Source organism: uncultured Aggregatibacter sp. (genome assembly GCF_901873365.1).
Classification (GTDB): Bacteria; Pseudomonadota; Gammaproteobacteria; order Enterobacterales; family Pasteurellaceae; genus Aggregatibacter.
In genome coordinates this window covers 1-24,487 of the sequence record NZ_CABFLM010000061.1, presented here as the reverse complement: position 1 = coordinate 24,487, position 24,487 = coordinate 1, and the positions used below count along the sequence as shown (strand labels likewise).

Below are 24,487 nucleotides of genomic sequence, written 5' to 3'. Positions count from 1 at the left end.
GGTTTTACCATGGTCAACGTGGCCGATTGTACCCACGTTAACGTGCGGTTTTGTACGTTCAAATTTTTCTTTAGACACGATTAAGTTTCCTCAATATATAAGCCCACAAGCCGAGATGGCTTGTGGCCTTAGTTAAACAAAATTATTTTTTACGAGCTTCAATAACTGCTTCAGCTACATTTTTCGGTGCTTCAGCATATTTTAATGGTTCCATTGAGTAAGAAGCACGACCTTGAGTTTGGGAACGTAAGTCAGTTGCATAACCAAACATTTCAGAAAGCGGCACTTCAGCGTCGATTTTAACAACGAATTCATTTGCTTCTTGACCGTTCACCATAGCGCGACGACGGCTCAAGTCACCGATGACGTCACCTACATACTCAGGTGGAGTTTCTACTTCAACTTTCATGATTGGCTCAAGTAAAACTGGGTTTGCTTTCGCGAATGCGGCTTTAAATGCTAAAGATGCTGCAAGTTTAAACGCCAATTCGGAGGAGTCCACATCATGGTATGAACCGAAGTGTAAACGAACACCGATATCAACTACCGGATAACCCGCTAATGGACCGGATTTAAGTTGCTCTTGAATACCTTTGTCAACAGCAGGGATGTATTCACCAGGGATGACACCACCTTTGATTTCGTTAACAAATTCATAGCCCGGACCTTCTGGCTCTAATGGATATAAGTCGATAACAACATGACCATATTGACCGCGACCACCAGATTGTTTTGCGTGTTTACCTTCTACATCGTTAACACGAGTACGAATTGTTTCACGGTAAGATACTTGTGGTTTACCAATGTTAGCTTCCACTTTGAATTCACGTTTCATACGGTCAACGATGATATCCAAGTGTAACTCACCCATACCGGAAATAATGGTTTCACCGGATTCTTCATCAGTGTGAACACGGAATGACGGGTCTTCTTGTGCAAGACGACCTAATGCAAGACCCATTTTTTCTTGGTCTGCTTTTGTTTTTGGTTCTACTGCAACAGAGATTACCGGCTCAGGGAATTCCATACGTTCAAGGATGATTGGTGCTTCAATTGCACATAATGTATCACCTGTTGTTACATCTTTTAAGCCGATTGCCGCAGCGATATCGCCCGCGCGAACTTCTTTAATTTCTTCACGTTTATTTGCGTGCATCTGTACGATACGACCAAAACGTTCACGTTTTTGACGTACAGAGTTTAATACGGTATCACCAGAATTAATTACACCGGAATACACACGGAAGAAAGTTAAGTTACCTACGAATGGGTCAGTTGCAATTTTGAACGCTAATGAAGAGAATGGCTCTTCATCGCTTGCATGACGCTCACCTTCAGTTTCATCAGGGTTAATACCTTTAATTGCTGGAATATCTGTTGGTGCCGGTAAGTATTCAACAACCGCATCAAGCATTGCTTGTACACCTTTGTTTTTGAATGCAGAACCACAAGTTACCAAGATGATTTCGTTTGCTAATACACGTTGACGAAGACCTGCTTTGATCTCTTCTTCGCTTAACTCTTCACCACCAAGATATTTTTCCATTAACTCCTCGGAAGCTTCTGCTGCTGCTTCAACAAGGTTTTGACGCCATTCTTCGCAAGCGGCTTGCATATCTGCAGGCACATCTTCATAAGTGAAAGTCATCCCTTGGTCAGCTTCATTCCAGTTAATTGATTTCATTTTGATCAAATCAACAACACCGGTAAAGTTTTCTTCTGAACCCACAGGTAATTGAAGAGGAACCGCATTTGCACCTAAACGGGTTTTTAATTGATCAACCACGCGTAGGAAGTTAGCTCCGGTACGGTCCATTTTGTTTACGAACGCGATACGTGGAACTTGATATTTGTTTGCTTGACGCCATACGGTTTCAGACTGAGGTTGAACACCGCCAACCGCGCAGTAAACCATTACCGCACCATCAAGAACACGCATTGAACGTTCTACTTCAACAGTAAAGTCTACGTGTCCCGGAGTATCGATAACGTTGATACGGTGTTGTGGGAACTGTTGGGACATACCAGACCAGAATGCAGTTGTTGCCGCAGAGGTAATGGTAATACCACGTTCTTGTTCCTGTTCCATCCAGTCCATGGTTGCTGCACCATCGTGTACTTCACCAATTTTGTGACTTACACCGGTGTAGAATAAGATACGTTCAGTGGTAGTAGTTTTACCTGCATCAATATGCGCACTAATACCAATATTACGATATCTTTCGATAGGGGTTGTACGAGCCATTATTATAACCTTGTTTAATTTAATATCAGTTTATATAAGGGTAAGGCTTCATCTAAGATGAAGCCCTTAAATCTTAAAAGCGAATTACCAACGATAATGAGCAAATGCTTTATTAGCTTCAGCCATACGGTGAACATCTTCACGTTTCTTAACTGCCGCACCTTTATTTTCAGACGCATCAGATAATTCGTTCGCTAAGCGTAAAGCCATGGATTTATCACCGCGTTTACGTGCTGCTTCAACGATCCAACGCATACCTAATGCATTACGACGAACCGGACGTACTTCAACCGGCACTTGGTAAGTAGAACCACCTACACGGCGGGATTTTACTTCCACAGTCGGACGTACGTTTTCTAATGCCGCTTCAAAAGCTTCTAAAGCTTCTTTACCGGTACGTTGAGCTAATGTGTCTAACGCGTTATAAACGATAGATTCTGCGATAGATTTTTTACCATCTACCATGATGACATTGATAAATTTAGCAAGCAATTCTGAACCGAACTTCGGATCCGGTAAAATCTTGCGTTGTTCAATACTACGACGACGTGGCATTGCGAATTTCTCCGTTTTATTATCTTCAGGATTACCCAAAACTCGTTTACAAGCCCCTCATTTTAATGAGAAATCTTGCTGTGCAAATGCACCTTTACTGGAGTCGTGGTTAATTAAATTTATGATTAATTAGCGTTTGGCCTTACTTAACGGAGAACCATTAAGCTTTAGGACGTTTAACGCCGTATTTAGAGCGACTTTGTTTACGATCTTTCACGCCTGCGCAGTCTAATGCGCCACGTACGGTGTGATAACGCACACCCGGTAAGTCTTTAACACGACCGCCACGGATAAGCACAACACTGTGCTCTTGAAGGTTATGACCTTCACCGCCGATGTATGAGGTTACTTCGAAACCATTGGTTAAACGAATACGGCATACTTTACGTAATGCTGAGTTCGGTTTTTTAGGTGTAGTTGTGTATACACGTGTGCATACACCACGTTTCTGCGGGCAAGCCTCTAATGCAGGAACGTTACTTTTTACAACCTTTTTCACACGCGGTTTGCGTACTAGCTGGTTGATTGTTGCCATTAAAAAACTCCAGTTTAATAAAAATTCATTAAAGAATGTTGTTTTACGAATCTGTTCAGACAAGAACAGACAGGGAATTCTAGTCTTCAAATCGGAAACTGTCAACAGATTCTACCATTTCAATCCGTCACTGCCGTTCTTAATAAAGGAAAGAAATAACCGCACGTTGAGTAGCACTACGAACCCAAAGTGCGGTCATATTTGGAAATGTTTTTAAACAGCTGGAATAAATTAAGCTACGCTAGCCAAGTATTCCTGTTCCGTATGATCGTTGAAGATCTCTTGTTTATCCGTTAACACGAAACCGCCAAGTTCATCAGCTAAATTGCGTGCAGCACGAATCATGGTTTTTAGGTTCACGATATCATTGCCTGGAGAAGGCAGTTCCATAAACAATACAATGCCAACAGTAGAAAAGTTTTCCATATCATAAGGATTAAAGGTATTCGGTTGGCGTAAGTTTGCTAAGCTGAAAAGTACTGGACTAGACGACGTTAAATCTAAATGGCGATGATAAATATGACGATCACCAAAAATAAACCCGAGCCCCTCTAAGGCTTGCGCTAAGCGCGCACCATGAAATTCACGATTTTCCGGTGCAACCACATACAACATAACAAATGGCGGTTTACTACCCTTCGGTGAGTTATTTTCCACCGTTTCTGCAACATGGTTTTGTGATATTTCCTCATGAGGCCGTTCTGTTTCAACCGACGTGAGCGATACCGTCGGTGTTTGATACTCTTCTTCCATTTGCGTCACAGAGACACGGTTTGTATCTGCATAAGATTGGAATTGCACACTGCTTTGCGTCATTGCATTTAACGTATCAGGCTGTTGCTCCGGCGAGTTAAAAACGGCAGATTGCGTTGGCTGGGAAGCTTGATATTGAGGTTCAACACTATTATTAGACATGCCGCTTGGCAACGTAATTTTGATTTCATCGACCGCCCGTTCAATAGATTGCGTTCCTGTGCTATTTGGTGCGGTTGTATCAAAATCTAAGTTTTGCTGTTGTGGTAAATTTTCTTCTACAAAGCTGTGCACAGGCTTATTGGCAATTGGCGGTTCTGCAGACGGTCTGGCGGCTTGATTCGGTGCCGTAAACCGATTCGGTTGATGATTTTGCGAGAATGTATTGGCATTTTGGAAGTATTGCGATTTCTCTCGGCGATTTGACCAAATGCCATGGGCAACTAAGGCCAGCAGGGCAATTACCCCTAAAATAATCAAAATTGTATTTAAATCCATTACCGATTCTCCAATCATACAAAATTAACGCAACTTACATAAGTCTATCATGTTTTTATGAAATTGATGATAGGGTCTGCTTATTTATTGATTTTTTCTACCGCACTTTGTATTCTGAGCCTCTTTTCTGTGAGGGGAATTTATGTTAAATCAACAGGAAATCAAACTCGGTTTTGAATATTTTGTGACCGGTTGGCATTTGATTCAACAAAAAGGTTTACGTCGTTTTGCCGTTATGCCGGTGCTATTAAATATCCTATTGCTGGGTGGCTTGTTTATTGCCTTTGTCTTTCAAATCAAAGATGTTGTCAGCCATCTGATGGATTATATGCCTTCTTGGTTAAGTTGGTTGGGCGGTATTTTGCCGATACTCATTATCGGCATGATTTTAGTGTTGTATTATTTCATTTTTGCTACGTTATCGGGTTTTATTGCCGCGCCATTTAACGGTTTATTAGCCGAAAAAGTGGAAAAAATGATGACAGGCGAAGAGATTTCTAATGATTCTTTATGGGCGTTTATCAAAGATACACCGCGTATGTTGGCGCGGGAATGGCAAAAGTTGATTTATAGCCTCCCTAAAATTATCGCCTTGTTTTTATTAAGTTTTATTCCTTTAATCGGACAAACCGTGATTCCACTGATCACGTTTTTATTTTCTGCTTGGATGATGGCTATTCAATATTGTGACTATCCTTTCGATAACCATAAAGTTCCTTTTGAACTAATGAAAAATGAGTTAGCTACGAAACGCAACATGACAGTAACATTTGGTGGATTGGTGTCTTTATGTATGCTCGTGCCGATTGTGAACTTGGTGGTTATTCCGGTGGCTGCATGTGGCGCAACCGCCATGTGGGTAAAAGAATATCGTCATCGCTTTAAATCCACGCCAGAATCGTCAAACGGTGCAAGTTCCAATATGTCCTTGGGCAAACCGCCAAAAAGTGATGGGCAACTGGTGCCTAAATAGCTTTTAGTTATCAAATAGAAGAATTGGCTATTTTTGGAGAAGAACATCTTGTGATAAAAATAGCACCACTTTCAGCGTGATACGCTATTCAGTCAGTTCATTAGGAGAACTCAACATGACTATTTATAACGATAATTCTTATTCCATTGGCAATACCCCATTAGTGCGTTTAAACCATTTCGGTAACGGCAATATCGTCGTTAAAATCGAAGGCCGTAACCCAAGTTACAGCGTAAAATGCCGTATCGGCGCCAACATGATTTGGCAAGCAGAAAAAGATGGCATTTTAACCAAAGATAAAGAAATCGTGGATGCTACCAGCGGCAACACCGGAATCGCCTTGGCGTATGTGGCGGCTGCACGTGGATATAAAATCACCTTAACCATGCCGGAAACCATGAGTACCGAACGTAAACGTTTATTACGCGGTTTAGGTGTCAATTTAGTGTTAACCGAAGGCGCGAAAGGCATGAAAGGTGCAATCGCCAAAGCAGAAGAAATTGTGGCATCCAACCCAAATCATTATGTGATGTTAAAACAATTTGAAAATCCGGCAAACCCTGAAATTCACCGAAAAACCACCGGTGAAGAAATTTGGAAAGACACCGAAGGCAAGGTTGATGTTGTGGTTGCCGGTGTTGGCACAGGCGGGACGATTACCGGTATTTCCCGCGCCATTAAATTGGATCACGGCAAACAAATTACCTCTGTTGCGGTTGAACCGACTGAATCCCCGGTGATCACCCAAACCCTTGCCGGACAAGAACTGAAACCGGGCCCGCATAAAATTCAAGGGATCGGCGCCGGCTTTATTCCGAAAAACCTTGATCTTTCATTAATTGATCGCGTAGAAACGGTAGATAGCGACACCGCCATTGCAACAGCCCGTCGTTTAATGGCGGAAGAAGGTATTTTAGCAGGGATTTCCTCCGGTGCCGCCGTTGCCGCCGCGGATCGTCTAGCCAAATTGCCTGAGTTCAAGGACAAGTTAATTGTCGTCATTTTACCGTCTGCATCAGAACGGTATTTGAGTACTGCACTCTTTGACGGTATTGATATTTAATGACGATCCAATAACATAGAAAAGATCAACGCGTCTGGTAAGCTTATTAAAAAGCCTCTTTGCCAGACGCTTTTATTCTTATGCATTTCCTTGTCGCTATTTTCCTCCAAAAGGCAACCACACAATGACTCTTCTCCTAAAGCCAAGCCCTCTCTATTGACCTTTGGAATAATCTTTAAACAGGGGCATCATTAGCAAGATTAACATTGAAAAACGTGGCTTTTTTGACCGCTCTTTACAATGAATCGCTCGACACGCCATTAAAAAAGCTGCTTTGTCATGGGAGGCAAAACAGCTTTTCGTTTTTAGCGTTTCGAGTTATTTCGCCGCAATAAACCCAATGGCGTCATACACTTTTGCTAATGTTTCTTGTGCACGTGCTTTGGCTTTTTCGGCACCGTCTTTAGCAATTTGAAGAAGCAATTCTTCGTTATTGCGGAAATGATGGTAACGTTCTTGCAACGTGGTCAACATGGCAGAAACTTCGTCAGCAACAGCACCTTTCAAGTGACCATACATTTTGCCTTCAAATTCTTGTTCAAGTTCTGCGATGGTTTTGCCACTCACGCCGGAGAGAATATCGAGAAGATTGGATACGCCCGCTTTATTTTTTACATCATAACGAATCACAGGCGGCTCGTCAGAGTCGGTTACCGCGCGTTTGATTTTCTTCGCGACCGCTTTCGGGTCTTCTAATAAGCCGATAACGTTGTTGCGGTTTTCGTCCGATTTAGACATTTTCTTTTCCGGCTCTAGCAAGGACATTACGCGTGCGCCTGCTTTCGGGATGAACACTTCCGGCACAGCAAAGTGCTGTCCGTATAAGGCATTAAAACGTTGCGCAATATCGCGGGTGATTTCCAAATGTTGTTTTTGGTCTTCGCCCACCGGCACTTGGTTGGCTTGGTAAAGCAAAATGTCTGCCGCCATTAACACCGGATAAGTGAACAAACCAACGTTGATGTTTTCTGCATAACGGGCGGATTTGTCTTTAAATTGGGTCATGCGACTCATTTCGCCGAAATACGTGTAACAATTTAATATCCAAGCCAACTGTGCGTGTTCCGGCACATGAGATTGAATGAAAATCGTGGATTTTGCCGGGTCGATGCCACAGGCTAAATATAATGCCAACACGTCCAAAGTGGCTTTGCGTAATGCGGACGGGTCTTGGCGCACGGTGATGGCGTGTTGATCCACGATACAGAACAGGCATTCATAATCATCCTGCATTTTCACCCACTGACGCAACGCACCGAGGTAGTTACCGATAGTCAATTCACCTGATGGCTGTACACCGCTGAACACGATAGGTTTGGTCATTTTTACATCCTTAATTTTTTAAATCTTATTATTGATAGCGCAAGCGTCCACGCTTGTGCTGTAGCCAAAATTAAATAAAGGCACAAACGTGGACGTTTGCGCCATCCATTCAGAAGAATCAATCAAACAAGCGTCAATAAGTCCGCGAAATCCTCAAACACCCAATCCGGATGGGATTCAGCAATCGGAATATTGTAGTTGTAACCGTAAGTTAATCCCACCACAGGGCAGCCGGCATTATGCGCAGCAATAATGTCGTTGCGGGAATCGCCGACGAACAGCACTTGTTTTGGGTATAAACCGAATTTGCCGCATAAATAGAATAGCGGGCCCGGGTGAGGTTTGATGGCCGGTAAAGATTGTCCGCCCAACACTTCATCGAATAAGTCTTCAATGCCGAAAGCCTTTAACACCGGGCGGGTGTGTTGTGTCGGTTTGTTAGTGACCACAGCCAAACGGTAACCTTTGGCTTTGAGTTTCTGCAAAGTCTCTTTCACGTGAGGGAATAAGCGGCTGCGATTGCAGATATTTTCGCCGTAAAAGACATTAAAACGCTCTTTTAATGTGGCAATTTGGGCGTCCGTCAAGGTTTTGCCTGATTGTGCCGTTGCCCATTCTAACGCGCGGGCAATTAAAATCTGCGCGCCGTTGCCAATCCAAGTGAGCACCAACGCTTCAGGCGCTTGTGGTAAATCGAATTCTGCTAATGCTGAATTCACGGATAGCGCCAAATCAGGCAGACTGTCCACCAAGGTGCCATCCAAATCAAAACCGATTAATTTAAACTGTCCTGTCATGCTTATTTTCCTACTGCGGCTAACTGCTGACGCATTTCATCAATGACTTTTTTGTAGTCCGGCTGATCGAAAATCGCCGAACCGGCAACGAACATATCCGCACCTGCGCGAGCGATTTCTGCAATATTGCTGACTTTCACGCCGCCATCTACTTCTAAACGAATATCTAATCCGCTCTCATCAATGCGTTTTCTTGCCTGTTTCAGTTTTTCTAAGGTTGCCGGAATGAAAGATTGTCCGCCAAAGCCCGGATTCACCGACATCAGTAAAATGATATCCATTTTGTCCATCACATAATCTAAATAGCTTAACGGCGTTGCCGGGTTGAACACCAAACCGGATTTACAACCGTTATCGCGGATAAGTTGCAAAGTGCGGTCGATATGTTCAGAGGCTTCCGGATGGAAAGTAATGTAGCTGGCACCGGCTTTAGCGAAATCGGGGATAATGCGATCCACCGGTTTCACCATCAAATGCACATCAATGGGCGCAGTAATACCATAATCGCGTAAGGCTTTGCACACGGCAGGACCAAAAGTTAAGTTCGGGACATAATGGTTATCCATCACATCAAAATGAATCACATCACCACCGCACTTTAAGACATTTTCCACATCTTCACCCAAACGCGCTAAGTCAGCAGAAAGAATGGAAGGAGCAATTAAATAGGGTTTCATGGGCACCTCACAGGCTATTAAAAATTGCCTTATCTTACTACGATACACCTCAATTTTTAAGAAATTATTCGGCGCAGGGCGGGCAATATCGCATTTTGGTGCAATTCAAGGTAAACTAAGCGCAATTTTTTTCGATTCGATTTACCGGTTTTTTATGCGCTTATTTCTCTCTTTATTATTCGCAGTTTTAGTGCTGTTCCAATACGATTTTTGGTTCGGCAAAAACGGCTATTGGGATTACAAAAACACCACCAAAGAAATCGCCGTCCATCAACAGGAAAATGAAAAACTTTCCCAACGAAATCAAATCATTGCTGCAGAAATTAAAGACTTAAAAGAAGGGGTGGATGCCATTGAAGAACGCGCCCGTTTACAGCATGAAATGGTGAAACCAAACGAAACTTTCTATCACATCGTCAAAGAACACAAATAATGACCTCAAATCGCAAGATTATCGCCGTTGTGCCGGCGGCCGGCATTGGCAGTCGGATGCAGGCGGACAAACCGAAACAATACCTTCCTATTCACGGACAACCTATTTTGCAGCACACCCTAAACGTGTTGCTGTCTTATCCACACATCAGCCAAATCGTGTTGGCAGTGGCTACGGATGATCCTTACATTGCTCAACTTAATCTGACACAAAACCCGAAAATTACGTTGGTAAAAGGCGGTGAAACCCGTGCGGATTCTGTGTTGAACGGGTTAAAGGCGATACAAAATGCCGACACAGATGTTTGGGTGATGGTGCATGATGCGGCACGTCCTTGTTTAACGCACGGCGATTTGGATAAATTGCTTGAAATTAATGATGACAACGGCGCGATTTTGGCGATTCCGGCAACGGATACCATCAAGCGCGCCCTACTTTCACAACAAATTGCCCGCACCGAAGATCGCAGCCAACTTTGGCTGGCGCAGACGCCACAGTTTTTCCGCGCAGAGTTGTTACGAAATGCGTTAATCCATGCACAACAGCAACAGCTTGCCGTGACTGATGAAGCCTCTGCCATGGAACTCGCGGGATTTCGACCGCACTTAGTGGCAGGACGTAGCGACAATATTAAAGTTACCCGCCCGGAAGATTTGGCGCTGGCAGAATTTTATTTAATGAGGAAGACAACATGATACGAATCGGCCATGGTTTTGACGTTCACGCTTTCGGCACCGACAACCCGCTCATTATCGGCGGCGTCACCATTCCGTTTGACAAAGGCTTTATCGCCCATTCTGATGGCGATGTGGCGCTTCATGCACTGACTGATGCGTTGCTTGGAGCGGCGGCTTTAGGTGACATCGGCAAATTATTTCCCGACACGGATATGCAATACAAAGGCGCAGACAGCCGTGTGTTATTACGGGAAGCGTACCGTCAAGTACAGGCAAAAGGCTATGTCGTGGGCAACGTGGATGTCACCATCATCGCCCAAGCGCCAAAAATGCGTCCACACATTGATGCCATGCGCGCCCTGATCGCACAGGATTTGTCTGTCGACATCGAACAAGTCAACGTCAAAGCCACCACCTCAGAAAAGCTTGGCTTTACCGGTCGCGGTGAAGGCATTGCCTGCGAAGCCGTGGCATTGTTGGTACGCAAATCATGATGGATTTAGCCTATTTGCAAAAAACACCGCCAAAACAGACCGCACTTTTAAAAGCGGAATATGCGGATTTTGTAGTGAAAGAACAGCTTGGCTACGACATGAGTGGCGATGGTGAATTTGTTGCCGTGAAAGTGCGCAAAACCGATTGCAACACCTTGTTTGTAGGCGAGCAACTGGCGAAATTTGCCGGCATTTCCGCGCGCAACATGAGCTACGCCGGTTTGAAAGATCGCAAGGCTATTACTGAGCAATGGTTCAGTTTGCAAATGCCCGGACAACCGACACCGGATTTCAGCCAATTTTCCCTCGAGGGTGTAGAAATTCTCGACGTCACCCGACACCAACGCAAAATTCGTATCGGCAGCCTACAAGGCAACCATTTTGAGATTTTGCTCCGCAACGCCGAAGAAATCGATGAACTCAAAGTGCGGTTAGATTTTCTGGCAAAAAACGGCTTCCCAAATTATTTCACCGAACAACGTTTTGGCCGTGATGGCAATAACTTAACGCAGGCATTACGCTGGGCAAGCGGCGAGATTAAAGTCAAAGATCGTCATAAACGCAGTTTTTATCTTTCCGCCGCACGCAGCGAAATTTTCAATTTAATCGTGTCCAAACGGATGGAATTGAACTTGGCACAGTACATTTTGGTCAGCGATGTTTTACAACTGAACGGTTCGCACAGCTGGTTTGTGGTGGACGAGTCGGAAGATTTGGCGCAGCTGCAACAGCGTTTGGCACAACAAGATGTTTTACTCACTGCGCCACTTATCGGCGAAGAAGAGAAAAGTGCGGTCGATTTTGAAAATGAAATTTTCGCCCAACATCAGGCGTTATTCCCGTTAATGCGTCAAGAACGTATGAAAGCGGCACGCCGCCCAATATTAATGCAACCCCAGCAATTCCAATGGCAATTTGAACCGAACGGTTTGCGCCTTAAATTTTATTTGCCGGCAGGCAGTTACGCCACGGCGTTGGTACGCGAGCTGGTGAATGTTGAAAACTGAAAAACGAGAAGAAAAACAGGAATAACAAGAACATGAATATTTTATTAAGTAACGATGACGGTATTCACGCGCCAGGTATTCGTGCCATGGCAGATGCCTTGCGCAAGATCGCCAACGTCACCATCGTCGCCCCTGACAGCAACCGCAGTGCCGCCTCAAGTTCGTTAACCTTAGTGAAACCATTACAACCGTTACATTTGGAAAATGGCGATTATTGCGTTAACGGTACGCCCGCCGATTGCGTTCACATTGCGCTCAACGGCTTTCTTTCCGGGCGCGTCGATTTAGTGGTATCCGGCATTAACGCCGGCGCAAACTTGGGGGACGATGTATTGTATTCCGGTACCGTGGCCGCCGCCTTTGAAGGGCGTCACCTTGGCTTGCCGTCTATTGCGGTGTCTCTTGACGGCCGTCAACATTTTGAAACAGCAGCCCGTGTGGTATGCGAACTCGTCCCTAAATTACATTCTCAATTATTGGGCAAACACGAAATTCTCAATATTAATGTGCCGGATGTGCCTTATGAAGAGCTCAAAGGTATTAAAGTCTGCCATTTGGGTTACCGTTCTGCGTCTGCCGAAGTCATTAAACAACAAAGTCCCCGTGGCGAAGATATTTATTGGATCGGGCTGAGCGGATTGCCGGAATATGAGGGTGAAGGCACGGATTTTCATGCAGTAAAAAACGGCTATGTGTCCATCACGCCAATTCAAGTGGACATGACGGCGCACCACTCAATTAAGGCTTTACAACATTGGTTAGAAAGTGAATAATTTCGCCTTTCAGCATAAGGAAACGAAATGAATTTATTTGGCGCAATGTACGATAAAACCATGGCTTGGTCGAAACACCGTTTCGCCCCATTTTGGTTATCGTTCGTCAGTTTTATCGAAGCAATTTTCTTCCCCATTCCGCCTGATGTCATGCTTATCCCAATGTCCATGTCAAAACCACAAAGTGCGGTGAAATTTGCCTTATTTACGGCGATTGCTTCCGTGTTGGGTGGCATGATCGGCTATGCATTGGGTTATTATGCGTTTGATTTTGTAGAACATTACATTAACCAATGGGGCTATCAGTCGCATTGGCAAACTGCCGTTCAGTGGTTTGAAAAATGGGGCATTTTAGTGGTGTTTGTAGCCGGGTTCTCACCGATTCCTTACAAAGTTTTCACCATCTGTGCCGGCGTGATGCAAATGGCATTTTTACCCTTTGTCATCACCGCATTTATTTCCCGTGCGGCAAGGTTCTTATTGGTCGCCAAATTAGCGGCTTGGGGCGGCGAAAAATTTGCAGCGAAACTGCGCAAATCCATTGAAGTCATCGGTTGGTCGGTGGTGATTTTAGCCGTTGTCGCTTATTTTATTTTACGTTAATCAAGGTTATACAATGAATAAACTGATTTTGTTATTGTCTATGGCACTGACAGCCTGTTCATGGGATGCTGATGAGCCAATTCAAGAAAAGAAAGATAAAGATGCGCTTCCACCGGGCATCATGCAACCGGTAGAAGGCACCGGCGCTATCGCAGGCGGTAGTTGGCTGCCGGAAATTCAACAACAACGTATGCCAATCAATATGCAATAAGGAATATTTTTATGAAAAAGTCTTTTTTACTTTTACCTATTACGGTGGCTATTCTTACAGCCTGTAGTTCAGACGCGCCGGCACCGGTAGAAAACGCAGATGGCACCTTATCCCCGGGCATCATGCAACCGGTGGACAATCCCTCTATGGGAGGCAATACCAGCTGGGAGCCTCAAATTCAACAAAGTAGCGTTCCGAATAGCATGAACGGTCCAATACCACAAACACCGGCTCAACCGGCTCAATCTGCTCCACAGCCAAATTTCCAGCCGACGTATCAACCGCAGCCGGCACCAAAACCACAACCGGCGCCGGCAGTGCAAAATAAACCGCAGCAAACTTCGCAAGATTTTACGATTCCGCGTAATCCGGAAACCAATGCGCCGGATTACAGCCAAATCAATAAAGGTTTCTACAAAGGTGAAACTTACACGGTGCGTAAAGGCGATACCATGTTCCTTATCGCTTATATTTCCGGTTTGGATGTGAAAGAATTAGCGGCATTAAACAATTTGTCGGAGCCCTATCAGCTCAACGTGGGTCAAGTGATGAAAATTTCATCCAATCGTCCACAAAATGTAGCGCCTTCTGCAGCAGTCAATACACCTGCCGCTGCGCCACAGGTCACTACACCAACCGCACCTGAAAGCAAACCGGCGGAACCTGTTGTCACTTACACACCAGGTGCCAACGGCACACAATATGGCTCAGACGGCACCATTACCGGGCCGGTAAAAGCCACAGTAGGTACCGTGCCGCCGAAAAATGTGCCGCTTATTACACAAAATACACCGGCACAGCCATCTCCTTCATCTCAACCGTCTGTAGACACAGCACCAGCCAATTCCGGTGTCGTGTGGAATTGGCCGACAAACGGCAGCATTATTCAAGGTTTCTCCAATGCTGACGGAGGCAACAAAGGGATTGATATTAGCGGTTCTAAAGGTCAAGCGGTTAATGCTGCCGCCAGTGGTCAAGTGGTTTACGCCGGCAATGCGTTGCGTGGTTATGGTAATTTGATCATCATTAAACACAGCGATGACTTTCTCAGTGCCTACGCACACAATGATCGTATTTTGGTCAAAGATCAACAAATGGTCAGCGCCGGACAACAAATCGCCAAAATGGGGAACACCGGCACAGATGGCGTGAAACTTCACTTTGAGATTCGTTACAAAGGCAAATCCGTCGATCCAACCCGTTATTTGCCACGACGTTAATCGTCACAATTACAGGCTTATTTAAAACACAAGTGTGGTCAAAAAACACATGATTTTTTGCCCGCACTTTTTCTTTGCATAAAACCAAAAAAGGACGGATTCCACCAAACCGCCCTTGTGTTTATATAATTGTATCGCTTGCCTTTATCCTTAGCCAATAACTTGTGGCAAGAAGCCGGCTTGAATCAAGAAAGGAATTGCAATGATAAGAAGTCCGATAATTAGCGCAAATACCAACATTCCATTTCCGCCAGCGACACGATATGGCAAATTTTTATGTTGTTGTCTCACACGCCATGCCAAACCAATAGGCAAAATGAGGCAGTAAAACGCACATAGCAAACCGGCATAACCTAAAGCAGCAATAAATCCGTTCGGGTAGAACAAGGCAAAAGCCAACGGCGGAATGAAGGTTGCCATGGTTAAACTCAAGCGATTTGCCGGAATTTTTGCTCGTTTGAATAAATCATTTAGTCCTTCAAATAAACCAAGTGCGACACCTAAAAAAGACGTAATTAATGCAAGCGAATAAAACACAGGCAAAATGCGACTTAACATATCGTTGCCAGTTAACGTTTTCGTCGCATTAATCAAGCCCGTCAATGTCGGATTTTCTTTTAAGATGGTCACAAATTCATTTTGATTGAAAATACCGTGCGTGGCTAATTGCCACAATAAATAAGCACTTAATGGAATAGCCGTGCCAAGAATAATGGCAGTTCTAAAACGCTTCACATCACCGTCTAAGTAACTGTTGATACTGCCCATCACCACATGGAAGCCATAAGAGGTGAAAAATACCGGGCCGGCAGACAAAATCAAGGCGTAATCTAACGGCATTTCCATTAGATTCATCGGCACGACCTCCGGCAACATCATGGCAAGCACGACAATAAACACGAAAATTTTGCCGGAAAATAATAGGCGCGTAATACCATCAACGCCATTTGTACCAATGACGACAAATGCGCCGAGGATAATGGTAAAAAGCAAAATTGAGGCTTTGAGATGCGTTCCCTCTTCACCCAAAAAATTCGCCGGCAAAGCGCTGGCTAACAGTTCTCCACCACCGGTCATATACGCCGCCGACAAGGCATAAAGCAAGACAAATAAAGACACCGTGGAAATGATACGTCCCGGCATACCAAAATAATTTTCTGCTAACGTAGCGACACCGTCATCTTTGCGTTTGGCGGTTTGATATACCTCTACAAAGAGCAATCCGCTGTAAGCCAGAAGCAACCAAAGTCCGATCAATAAGACTGCAGTAAATCCGAAACCGATACCGGCTGAAGTGAGCGGCATTGCCAACATCCCGGCGCCAATGGCGGTGCCGGCAATAATTAAGGCACTGCCCAGTGTTTTATTTTTTAATAACATAAGATCATCCTAAAAAAATGGAGTCGTATTATCGCATAAAATCCCCCTAAATTAAGAGGGATGAATGAAAGTGCGGTGGTATTTTCAGGTGTTTTTGACCGTTTACACTCCTCGGTCATCCACCCCGATATAAAGATAGCGACCGGCTTCGTCACACAAACTGCGAAAACCGACGTTGATAATTTGATAAGGCTGTTTTGAGTCGGCGTAATCAAAATTCTCATGGTGGTGGCCATGGTAAATTTGTTGTACGCCCATTTTTTCTGCCAGTTGATTAATCACCGCAAAGCCCGATGGATGCGGTTTCGGTGCTTCATGGCAAATTAAAATATCCGCTTGCTGTGTTTCTAATACTTCAATATCCGATGGAAAAATTGACGTACGGTGACGTAACGGCACACCGCCTCGCCAGATTCTTTCCTGAGAACAATATTGGCAATAATGGATGGGATCAAAAAACATTGGTTTATTTGGAGGCATCCAAATTTGTCCGCGAAAAACGCCGCCTAAACCGGCAATCCGTTTCCCTTGAATGTTCTGCACCCGCCCATGCAAGTTACGCTGTTTCCATTCTGTTCCCCACAACGCTTCAAACGCCTCAACGGTCTTGCTGTCATGATTGCCGTGAATAAACCACAAATCAGCCAACTTCGCCAGCTTTTCTAACGGTTCCGGCGTAGTGAGTTGTAAATCACCAAGAATGACCAGCGCCACATCCTGTTGGGTTTTTAGGAACGGATAAAGGTGATCAAAACTGCCATGGGGATCGCCTGCAAATAAAATCATACGTACTCGAATTTAAAAAAGGGAATGCCCATGCTCACTGTTGAGCTCTGGCAGTTCTTCTTCATTGAGAATTTTTTCAACAATCACTTTGACTTGGTTATAACGCTCCAAATAGCTTGGCGATTCAATTTCAATGTAAGGCACATTGTATTTATCAAGCAATTTTTTTAAGAGTTGTTGGAACCGCTGCCGCTGTTTTTGGCTTCCCAAGCTGCGTAAACCATCGTCCACCCATTGCGTATTGTTGTTGAGCAAAATGGTGACATCGAAAGGATATTCTTTAATCATAGAATCCAAAAACGGATGAGCTTTGCCTTCATATTGAATACAGAAGGCTTGCGTGGTGATGAAATCCGTATCGATAATGGCGACCTTGTGAGCATGACGCACGGCATAGTCAATGTAACGTTGATGCCCCAATGCCATTTGCGGGTAATCGGAATATTGCATGGCCTGCTCATTCCCCCCCAGTTGCTCAAACACGAATTCACGACCATATTCCCATGCGGATGTGGTATTAAATACGGTGGCTAATTTGTTGACCAGAACGCTTTTCCCGCTGCTTTCGCCACCTAAAATCGCAATGGTTTTGGCGAAAAATGGACGCACTTCTTTCGGGATAAATTTCCAATAATGGAAAGGGTGATTCCGAATTTTAGTCGCAGAAACATTAAAGAATTCCCGCTTAGGATCCACTAAAGAAACGTCCAGATTTAAATATTTTTCGTAAGGCGCTTTATCTTGTACTTCGCTGCTAAATACTACACTTGGTGTAAAGCCTTTTTCTTTGAATAATTCTTTTACCCGACTTGCCCATTCCGGCCAACCGTTTGGGTAGCTGGCGATGCCATCTTCCACTAAATGATGAATAAAAATATGATTTTTCTGATATTTAAAAATTTGTTGCATCCAGCGCAAACGATCTTGCACCGTTGGCATCCGTTTCATTTTGCTATCATAAAATAGCTTTAAATCCCGTTCCGTATCGCTACACACAATCACGTGCACTTCATCCACTTTACTGAAGGCTTCGTAAATCATATTAATGTGGCCGGTATGAACAGGATAAAATTTTCCGAAAATTACTCCGACTTTTTTATTATTCGGCTCATTAATTTGTAGCACACGATGCAACGCGGTTAATTTTGTAGCGCTAGGATTCTTAATTTTTCCACTCACTAATTGATTGAAATAAGCACGAGTGATATTCGCCTGTTGGCATATATCGCTTACTTTCAGGTTAAGCTGTTTACGTTTTTCTTGTAAGTATTGGAAAGTTGACATACTTATTTCCTTATTTAACCTCGTTATTGAGGCAAAAGTGCGGTAATTTTTGGTAACGTTTTATAAAAAGCACAACACACCTTGGTGCGCTTTAGTGCTGTCGCATAGCCTGCACTATTTTTGAAAAAAATCGCATAAATGCCCTATTTTTATCTATTATCCGCACTATTTTGTGTAATTCAAGCATAAATAAAAACGTTTTTTATTCACAGCCTTTGCGCTATACTACATCCGCATTCTCAGGGCAGGGCGAAATTCCCTACCGGTGGTAAATATGTTTACACATAAAGCCCACGAGCGTTTGCTTTTTTGGCAAAGTCAGCAGATTTGGTGAAACTCCAAAGCCGACAGTAAAAGTCTGGATGAAAGAGAATTTAGGCAACGTCATGCGTTGTTATCTTTACGGCAATGTATGATTTACACCGGCGATATTCCCTCATCAGCCCTGATTCTGGTATCTCAAGTTTTAACGAAGGAATTTACTATGAATCAGTCATTACTCTCCCAATTCGGCACGCCGGAACAACGTGTTATTTCTGCGATTCAAGCTTTTCAACAAGGCAATGGCGTCTTAGTGCTTGACGATGAAGATCGTGAAAATGAAGGCGATCTGATTTTTCCGGCAGAAACCATTACCCCTGAGCAAATGGCGAAATTAATTCGCTACGGAAGTGGTATCGTGTGTTTATGTATCACTGATGAATTATGCCAACAATTGGATCTCCCACCGATGGTGGCCAATAATACCAGCGTGAATAAAACCGCCTTTACGATTTCAATCGAAGCAGCAAAAGGCGTTTCTACCGGTGTTTCTGCCGCCGATCGTGTAACAACCATTAAAACGGCGATTGCCAATGGCGCGAAACCGTCCGATTTACATCGTCCGGGGCATATTTTCCCTTTGCGTGCAGCCAAAGGCGGTGTATTAGAACGTCGTGGTCATACGGAAGCCGCCATTGAATTAGCCCGTTTTGCCGGTTTTAAACCTGCCGGGGTGATTTGCGAAATCACCAATGACGACGGCACCATGGCTCGCGCACCGGAAATCGTCGCTTTTGCCAAACAACATCACTTCCCTGTTGTGACGATTGAAGATTTAGTCGCTTATAAATTACAAGCTGAATAACAATCCGCATGTAAAACGTGCGGTTTTTAGGCTCCCCTTTAGGACCCATACTCCACAAGCCCCTCAAGGGGCTTGTAAAAACCGGTCACCGTGTTTATTTTCATATCACTATTTTAGTGAATCGTAGCGTGCAACTTGTTGCACGAAATCATGAATATCCGAAAGCGTTAAATAACGTTCCATGCGTAATTTATTTCCGACGATACATATTGGCGCAAATGACTTCGCCTAAAATGTACAACGAAGATTGCGGTTGTAACGTAATCGTGTGCTGAGATTGACGTTTTGGCGCAGTACGAATGCCTTCTCCCCAGAAATCAGCATAAAAATCGCTACGCACATGCGTAAAATGATGATTCTCACAATTTAAGATCTTATATTGACGCATAGATTTAGCATATAACTTAGGATGCTCTTCAAAGACATATAATCCTTTATCTAAATTGATCACCGCATCAAAGTGAATAAGACGTTTATCTTTGTTATCCACCCAAATGGAATCAGTATCAACATAATAAAAAATGCCCGGCATGAGTTGTAAGAAACCGACCTTTGTTTTCTTTGGTGGCGTGATGGAAACCTCTTCCTGCGCTTTTGCCTCATATTGCTGCGTGGATACCGATTTGTTCGAATGGGAGAAGGAAGTACAAGCTGCCAATAAAAGTGCGGTTAAAATGACGATCGTTTTTTTCATAGCAAACTCCTTTTTTATTTCGAACGATTCCTATGTGGTTCATTTTGTCATAATTTCCACCTAATAGCTAATTGAAACCTCGCCTTGAGAGAAAAATCCGTTTCACACCTCGCAAACGATTGCGTAAGCGTGTACAATGGCGCCCTCATTCATTTTATTTTCATAAATCAACGGGAAGCCATCGTGAGTACACCATCCTTAAGTTACAAAGATGCCGGCGTAGATATCAATGCCGGTAACGAATTAGTTGAGCGTATTAAACCTGACGTCAAACGCACTACTCGCCCTGAAGTCATCGGCGGCTTGGGTGGATTTGGTGCCTTATGTGCAATTCCGGCGAAATACAAAGAACCGATTTTGGTGTCCGGCACCGATGGCGTTGGCACAAAATTACGTTTAGCCATTGATTTAAATCGTCACGACAGCATTGGTATTGATCTTGTCGCCATGTGCGTAAATGACTTGGTGGTGCAAGGTGCCGAACCCTTGTTCTTCTTGGATTATTACGCCACCGGCAAATTAGACGTGGATGTTGCCACCAGCGTGATTAAAGGCATTGCCAACGGCTGTGAACAATCCGGTTGCGCCTTGGTTGGCGGTGAAACGGCTGAAATGCCGGGAATGTATCACCAAGGTGATTACGACCTAGCCGGTTTCTGCGTGGGTGTGGTAGAAAAATCCGAAATCATTGACGGCAGCCAAGTCAAAGTCGGCGATGCGTTAATCGCCCTAGGGTCCAGCGGCCCACATTCCAACGGTTATTCGTTAATTCGTAAAGTCATTGATGTTGCCGGTATAAATCCCGCCGAAGCACAACTTGACGGTCGTTCTTTAGCGGATCACTTGCTGGCGCCAACCAAAATTTATGTAAAATCCATTTTACAACTGATCAAACACGTTGATGTTCACGCTATCGCCCACTTAACCGGCGGCGGTTTCTGGGAAAATATCCCGCGCGTGTTGCCTAACAGTGTCAAAGCGGTGATTAACGAGAACAGCTGGCAATGGCCGGCAGCTTTCGATTGGTTGCAACAGCATGGCAACATTACCGACCACGAAATGTACCGCACCTTTAACTGCGGCGTCGGCATGATTGTGGCATTGCCGAGAGAAAATGTAGAAACCGCCCTTGGACTGCTCCAACAAGCAGGCGAGAAAGCTTGGGTCATTGGTGAAATCCAACATCTTGCCCAAGACGATAAAGAACAAGTTGTTATTCGTTAATGAAGAAAATCGTTGTTCTCATTTCCGGTTATGGCACGAATTTACAAGCGATCATTGATGCTTGCCAATCGCGCTATATTAACGCCGAAATCGTCGGCGTATTCAGCAATCAAGCAGATGCCTTTGGATTGCAACGCGCCCAAAGTGCGGGTATTTTTCACCGCACTTTTTTGCGTCGTAATTACGCTGATAACCTCGACATGGATCGCCATATTGGTGATGAAATCGACAATCTCGGTGCAGATTTAATTGTACTTGCCGGCTACATGAAAATTCTGAGCGCGGAATTCACCCGACGTTTTGCAGGAAAAATTCTCAACATTCACCCTTCCTTATTGCCCAAATACGCAGGATTGCATACTTATCAACGCGCCATAGACGCCGGTGAAACGGAACACGGCATGACCATTCATTTTGTGAATGAAGAAGTGGACGGTGGCGCCATTGTATTACAAGCCAAAGTGCCGATTTTCCCCGATGATAACATCACGGACATTGAAGAACGGGTAAAAACACAAGAAATTCGGTTTTATCCCTTAGTGATAAAATGGTTTGTGGACGGGCGTTTAACACAAAAAAGCGATGGTGCTTATTTAGATGGGCACTTATTGCCACCGCAAGGTTACGCAGTGGACGAATCCTAAACGTCATCTACACAATCTCTGTGTAGATGACGACATGAGGCTGACTTAAAATTAATGGTGAGCTTCAGCTAATGCTTTTTCAAAGCGTTCGTTCGCAAAATCCCAGTTGATCACATTCCAGAATTCTTTGATGTAGTCCGGACGGCGGTTTTGGAATTTCAAATAGTACGCGTGTTCCCAAACGTCTAAACCGAAGATTGGTGTGCCTGAACAGCCGGCAAATTCTTTACCCATAATTGGGTTGTCTTGATTTGCCGTAGAAACCACCGCAAGTTTGCCGTTTTCTAACACTAACCATGCCCAACCGGAACCAAAACGGGTCGCTGCCGCTTTTTCAAATTCCGCTTTGAAGTTTTCAACAGAGCCAAAATCACGTTCAATGGCGTCTTTTAATGCGCCTTTTAGCGTAGTACCTTTTTTCAAACTTTTCCAGAATAAACTGTGGTTTAAGTGGCCGCCTGCGTTATTGCGTAATGCCGGGCGTTTTTCAGGTGCAACTTCATGTAAATGAGCCAATAATTTACCCGGGCAACCGCCGGCAAGTTCTTGTAATTCTGGGGAATTTTCCAACACAGCATTGGCATTGTTCACATAGGCTTGGTGGTGTTTGGAGTGGTGGATTTCCATGGTTTGCGCATCGAAATGGGGTTCTAATGCGTCATAAGCATAACCTAATTCAGGTAAAGTATAAGCCATAATTTTTTCCTTTTGTTTGAGTAAATTTATGTTTAAAAACGAGGCAAATCATAGCATGAAATTTGATTAAGATCATTAAATGCTGCAATCAGAAAATAACTTGTTCTTGAGCTAAAAGGGGCATTTTTAGTAGAATTTGCCGACGAATTCAACGTGATATTTTTAGTGCTGAGAGTCATAAAATACACGTGTTTCTTGATTAATCACGAAAAGGAACGAAGATGAAAAACACGCCAAAAACACACCGCACTTTTCAGTTAAGTTTGGTGGCAGCAGCATTAAGTTTAGCCCACTCGGCATGGGCGGTGGACCTCACTTGCAATACGCCAACCGGTTGTATATATACCCACGGACCTAACAACGAATGGCACATCAACAAAGCACCGACGGCATACAAAAATGCGCTAAATATCACCGTTGAAGCAGGAAATTACCAAAATAAAGCAAAAACAGAAAATGGGGCTGATCGCTCCCTAGGTCAACCTAGTCAATCAACGGATTTTTTGTTTAGTGTTTATGATTCAACAGCACAAGGGAATGTCATCACCTTAAAATCAGGCGTTAAAGCAACACTCAAAGAGGATTATACGTCTAGCCAATTACTGGATGCATATGGCACAACAGCAAATTTAGAAAAAGGTGTCAAACTCATTGTTGACCAAAACTTCTCTCAAATTCACAAGATCCCTGATGCTTACGGTGAATTTGACGGCAATGCTGCAATTCGCTCCTATCATTCAACCATCAATACACAAGCAGACATTGAGCTCAATAATGACGGTTCAAATGCAATTGAATCGAGACAAGCATCGATCATTAATTCTTCGAATCATCAAATCACGATGAATGGTAAAGACAACACGGCGTATGCACTTAACGAAAAAGACGTTGTGAACATTGAGAACGTGACCGTTAACGGCAATCAGGATTTGCAATCTGTTTTTGATATTGCCACTGATCTCCCTGACACGCAAAGTGTTAACGCTAAAAAGTTAAACGCCTCGTTAAACGATAAAAGTACCTTCATGGAAACCTATGAAGGTGGTTCACCAACGGTTAACTTAACTGATTCTAACATTAAAGCCGGTTATGGATTGATTTTGGGGACATTAGGTCAAGAACGCACAATCACTCTGAACTTACATAACACCGAATTAAATACCACTAAAGCACTCGTTTCCATCAATGATCCGAATTTCCCATTTGAGGAAGACGAGGAAGACATTGCCAATAAAGCCACGTTCCAGGTACAACTTCTTGCTGATAATAACTCCAAACTGAGTGGCGCAATTATTGAAACCCCACAAAAACCGGCAAACACTGAAGTAAACGTCACATTAGCAAACAGTCAGTGGCGTTTTAATCGATCGAGTATTCTTCATCACTTGAATACGCAAAACTCAACGGTCAAATTTGAACCGACATCGGAATATAAAACGTTAACGATTAAAGGTGATCTCACAGGCTCCACCACATTTGATCTCAATACCAATATCGCTGAAAACAAAACCGATAAAATCGTTGTGAAAGGAAACGCGGAAGGTGATCATCACCTTAATGTGACGGATCACGGCGCGCATGTAGCAAACGGTAAAGTAACCTTAGTTGAAACCAACAGCGGAAATGCAAAATTTCACTTAGCGAATGCCAATGGTTATGTGGCGCTCGGTGCTTATAAATACTTCTTAACCCCTGAAGGAAAAAATTGGGTGCTAGCTCACTCACAAAGCGCAGTCACACCACAGCCACAGCCACAGCCACAGCCACAGCCACAGCCACAGCCACAGCCACAGCCACAGCCACAGCCACAGCCACA

At 44.0% G+C, this 24,487-nt stretch carries 26 protein-coding genes, 1 pseudogene and 1 riboswitch; of the genes and pseudogenes, 14 read left to right on the top strand and 13 right to left on the bottom strand.

Features of this window, described 5'->3' with window-relative positions; translation table 11 throughout:
* From QZ106_RS05195 to zipA, 5 genes and pseudogenes are all read right to left on the bottom strand, one after another.
* Window positions 1-78: pseudogene (locus tag QZ106_RS05195) on the bottom strand (elongation factor Tu); the annotation flags it as partial.
* 64 nt (window positions 79-142) lie between these two features.
* Window positions 143-2,245 carry an elongation factor G gene (gene fusA / locus QZ106_RS05190; RefSeq protein ID WP_021617120.1) on the bottom strand — a complete coding sequence of 701 codons (2,103 nt, stop codon included), beginning with the start codon at window positions 2,243-2,245 and terminating at the stop codon, window positions 143-145.
* An 84-nt stretch (window positions 2,246-2,329) separates the two neighbouring features.
* Window positions 2,330-2,800 (bottom strand): 30S ribosomal protein S7, encoded by a 471-nt coding sequence (gene rpsG, locus QZ106_RS05185; RefSeq protein WP_005555497.1) that lies wholly within the window; start codon window positions 2,798-2,800, stop codon window positions 2,330-2,332.
* Between the two features lie 160 nt (window positions 2,801-2,960).
* A complete protein-coding gene (rpsL, locus tag QZ106_RS05180) occupies window positions 2,961-3,335 on the bottom strand; it encodes a 30S ribosomal protein S12 (protein WP_033002815.1) in 375 nt (124 codons plus the stop codon).
* Between the two features lie 231 nt (window positions 3,336-3,566).
* Window positions 3,567-4,586 (bottom strand): cell division protein ZipA, encoded by a 1,020-nt coding sequence (gene zipA, locus QZ106_RS05175; RefSeq protein WP_295975152.1) that lies wholly within the window; start codon window positions 4,584-4,586, stop codon window positions 3,567-3,569.
* Window positions 4,587-4,728: 142 nt separating this feature from the next.
* Between zipA and cysZ the strand changes: the two genes are divergently transcribed.
* Window positions 4,729-5,559 carry a sulfate transporter CysZ gene (cysZ, locus tag QZ106_RS05170; protein WP_295975150.1) on the top strand — a complete coding sequence of 277 codons (831 nt, stop codon included), beginning with the start codon at window positions 4,729-4,731 and terminating at the stop codon, window positions 5,557-5,559.
* 115 nt (window positions 5,560-5,674) lie between these two features.
* Complete coding sequence (gene cysK, locus QZ106_RS05165) at window positions 5,675-6,622, top strand: cysteine synthase A (RefSeq protein ID WP_295975149.1); 948 nt, start codon at window positions 5,675-5,677, stop codon at window positions 6,620-6,622.
* Between the two features lie 318 nt (window positions 6,623-6,940).
* On the opposite strand, the gene trpS is transcribed toward cysK, so the two are convergent.
* The 3 genes from trpS to rpe all read right to left on the bottom strand — a co-directional run bounded on the left by trpS (window position 6,941) and on the right by rpe (window position 9,419).
* Window positions 6,941-7,945, bottom strand: coding sequence for a tryptophan--tRNA ligase (gene trpS / locus QZ106_RS05160; protein WP_295975145.1), 1,005 nt, complete (start codon window positions 7,943-7,945; stop codon window positions 6,941-6,943).
* A gap of 122 nt (window positions 7,946-8,067) precedes the next feature.
* Entirely contained in the window at window positions 8,068-8,742 is a 675-nt protein-coding gene (locus QZ106_RS05155) for a phosphoglycolate phosphatase (protein ID WP_295975143.1), read from the bottom strand.
* A gap of 2 nt (window positions 8,743-8,744) precedes the next feature.
* Entirely contained in the window at window positions 8,745-9,419 is a 675-nt protein-coding gene (rpe, locus tag QZ106_RS05150; protein ID WP_295975141.1) for a ribulose-phosphate 3-epimerase, read from the bottom strand.
* A 154-nt stretch (window positions 9,420-9,573) separates the two neighbouring features.
* Between rpe and ftsB the strand changes: the two genes are divergently transcribed.
* Genes ftsB through nlpD form a run of 8 tightly spaced genes read left to right on the top strand, consistent with a single transcriptional unit; the run spans window position 9,574 to window position 14,837 of the window.
* Window positions 9,574-9,852 carry a cell division protein FtsB gene (ftsB, locus tag QZ106_RS05145; RefSeq protein WP_032998222.1) on the top strand — a complete coding sequence of 93 codons (279 nt, stop codon included), beginning with the start codon at window positions 9,574-9,576 and terminating at the stop codon, window positions 9,850-9,852.
* The gene (gene ispD / locus QZ106_RS05140; RefSeq protein ID WP_295975136.1) at window positions 9,852-10,547 is read left to right on the top strand and encodes a 2-C-methyl-D-erythritol 4-phosphate cytidylyltransferase; all 696 of its coding nucleotides are present in this window, start codon (window positions 9,852-9,854) and stop codon (window positions 10,545-10,547) included. Before ftsB ends, ispD begins: the two co-directional genes overlap by 1 nt.
* Window positions 10,544-11,023: a 2-C-methyl-D-erythritol 2,4-cyclodiphosphate synthase gene (ispF, locus tag QZ106_RS05135; RefSeq protein ID WP_295975134.1), complete on the top strand. Its 480-nt coding sequence runs from the start codon at window positions 10,544-10,546 to the stop codon at window positions 11,021-11,023. The genes ispD and ispF overlap by 4 nt, the downstream gene beginning before the upstream one ends.
* Window positions 11,020-12,030, top strand: a complete 1,011-nt coding sequence (gene truD / locus QZ106_RS05130) for a tRNA pseudouridine(13) synthase TruD (protein ID WP_295975131.1) — start codon at window positions 11,020-11,022, stop codon at window positions 12,028-12,030. The genes ispF and truD overlap by 4 nt, the downstream gene beginning before the upstream one ends.
* Before the next feature lie 32 nt (window positions 12,031-12,062).
* Window positions 12,063-12,803 (top strand): 5'/3'-nucleotidase SurE, encoded by a 741-nt coding sequence (gene surE / locus QZ106_RS05125; protein WP_295975128.1) that lies wholly within the window; start codon window positions 12,063-12,065, stop codon window positions 12,801-12,803.
* Between the two features lie 27 nt (window positions 12,804-12,830).
* A complete protein-coding gene (locus tag QZ106_RS05120) occupies window positions 12,831-13,406 on the top strand; it encodes a YqaA family protein (protein WP_295975126.1) in 576 nt (191 codons plus the stop codon).
* A 13-nt stretch (window positions 13,407-13,419) separates the two neighbouring features.
* Window positions 13,420-13,617 (top strand): hypothetical protein, encoded by a 198-nt coding sequence (locus QZ106_RS05115; RefSeq protein WP_295975122.1) that lies wholly within the window; start codon window positions 13,420-13,422, stop codon window positions 13,615-13,617.
* Window positions 13,618-13,628: 11 nt separating this feature from the next.
* On the top strand, window positions 13,629-14,837 hold the full coding sequence (nlpD, locus tag QZ106_RS05110) for a murein hydrolase activator NlpD (RefSeq protein ID WP_295975121.1): 1,209 nt from the start codon (window positions 13,629-13,631) through the stop codon (window positions 14,835-14,837).
* Between the two features lie 150 nt (window positions 14,838-14,987).
* Here the strand turns inward: nlpD and QZ106_RS05105 are convergent, their stop codons facing one another.
* The 3 genes from QZ106_RS05105 to nadR form a co-directional block, all read right to left on the bottom strand.
* Complete coding sequence (locus QZ106_RS05105; protein ID WP_295975119.1) at window positions 14,988-16,217, bottom strand: aromatic amino acid transporter; 1,230 nt, start codon at window positions 16,215-16,217, stop codon at window positions 14,988-14,990.
* A 102-nt stretch (window positions 16,218-16,319) separates the two neighbouring features.
* Window positions 16,320-17,003: a metallophosphoesterase gene (locus tag QZ106_RS05100; RefSeq protein WP_295975115.1), complete on the bottom strand. Its 684-nt coding sequence runs from the start codon at window positions 17,001-17,003 to the stop codon at window positions 16,320-16,322.
* 12 nt (window positions 17,004-17,015) lie between these two features.
* The gene (nadR, locus tag QZ106_RS05095) at window positions 17,016-18,287 is read right to left on the bottom strand and encodes a multifunctional transcriptional regulator/nicotinamide-nucleotide adenylyltransferase/ribosylnicotinamide kinase NadR (protein ID WP_295975113.1); all 1,272 of its coding nucleotides are present in this window, start codon (window positions 18,285-18,287) and stop codon (window positions 17,016-17,018) included.
* Between the two features lie 231 nt (window positions 18,288-18,518).
* Window positions 18,519-18,665, top strand: a riboswitch (FMN riboswitch).
* 106 nt (window positions 18,666-18,771) lie between these two features.
* Here nadR and ribB point away from each other — a divergent pair.
* The gene (gene ribB, locus QZ106_RS05090) at window positions 18,772-19,413 is read left to right on the top strand and encodes a 3,4-dihydroxy-2-butanone-4-phosphate synthase (protein ID WP_295975110.1); all 642 of its coding nucleotides are present in this window, start codon (window positions 18,772-18,774) and stop codon (window positions 19,411-19,413) included.
* A 190-nt stretch (window positions 19,414-19,603) separates the two neighbouring features.
* On the opposite strand, the gene QZ106_RS05085 is transcribed toward ribB, so the two are convergent.
* Window positions 19,604-20,107: a surface-adhesin E family protein gene (locus QZ106_RS05085; protein ID WP_295975107.1), complete on the bottom strand. Its 504-nt coding sequence runs from the start codon at window positions 20,105-20,107 to the stop codon at window positions 19,604-19,606.
* Between the two features lie 183 nt (window positions 20,108-20,290).
* On the opposite strand from QZ106_RS05085, the gene purM reads away from it, so the two are divergent.
* Together purM and purN are read left to right on the top strand one after the other, a co-directional pair.
* Complete coding sequence (gene purM / locus QZ106_RS05080) at window positions 20,291-21,331, top strand: phosphoribosylformylglycinamidine cyclo-ligase (RefSeq protein WP_295975105.1); 1,041 nt, start codon at window positions 20,291-20,293, stop codon at window positions 21,329-21,331.
* Entirely contained in the window at window positions 21,331-21,975 is a 645-nt protein-coding gene (gene purN / locus QZ106_RS05075) for a phosphoribosylglycinamide formyltransferase (protein ID WP_295975103.1), read from the top strand. Before purM ends, purN begins: the two co-directional genes overlap by 1 nt.
* Before the next feature lie 51 nt (window positions 21,976-22,026).
* Here purN and sodA read toward each other — a convergent pair whose 3' ends face one another.
* Window positions 22,027-22,671 (bottom strand): superoxide dismutase [Mn], encoded by a 645-nt coding sequence (sodA, locus tag QZ106_RS05070; protein ID WP_295975101.1) that lies wholly within the window; start codon window positions 22,669-22,671, stop codon window positions 22,027-22,029.
* Between the two features lie 221 nt (window positions 22,672-22,892).
* Between sodA and QZ106_RS05065 the strand changes: the two genes are divergently transcribed.
* The coding region (locus tag QZ106_RS05065) for a pertactin-like passenger domain-containing protein (RefSeq protein ID WP_295975098.1) at window positions 22,893-24,487 on the top strand (1,595 nt) is incomplete at its 3' end.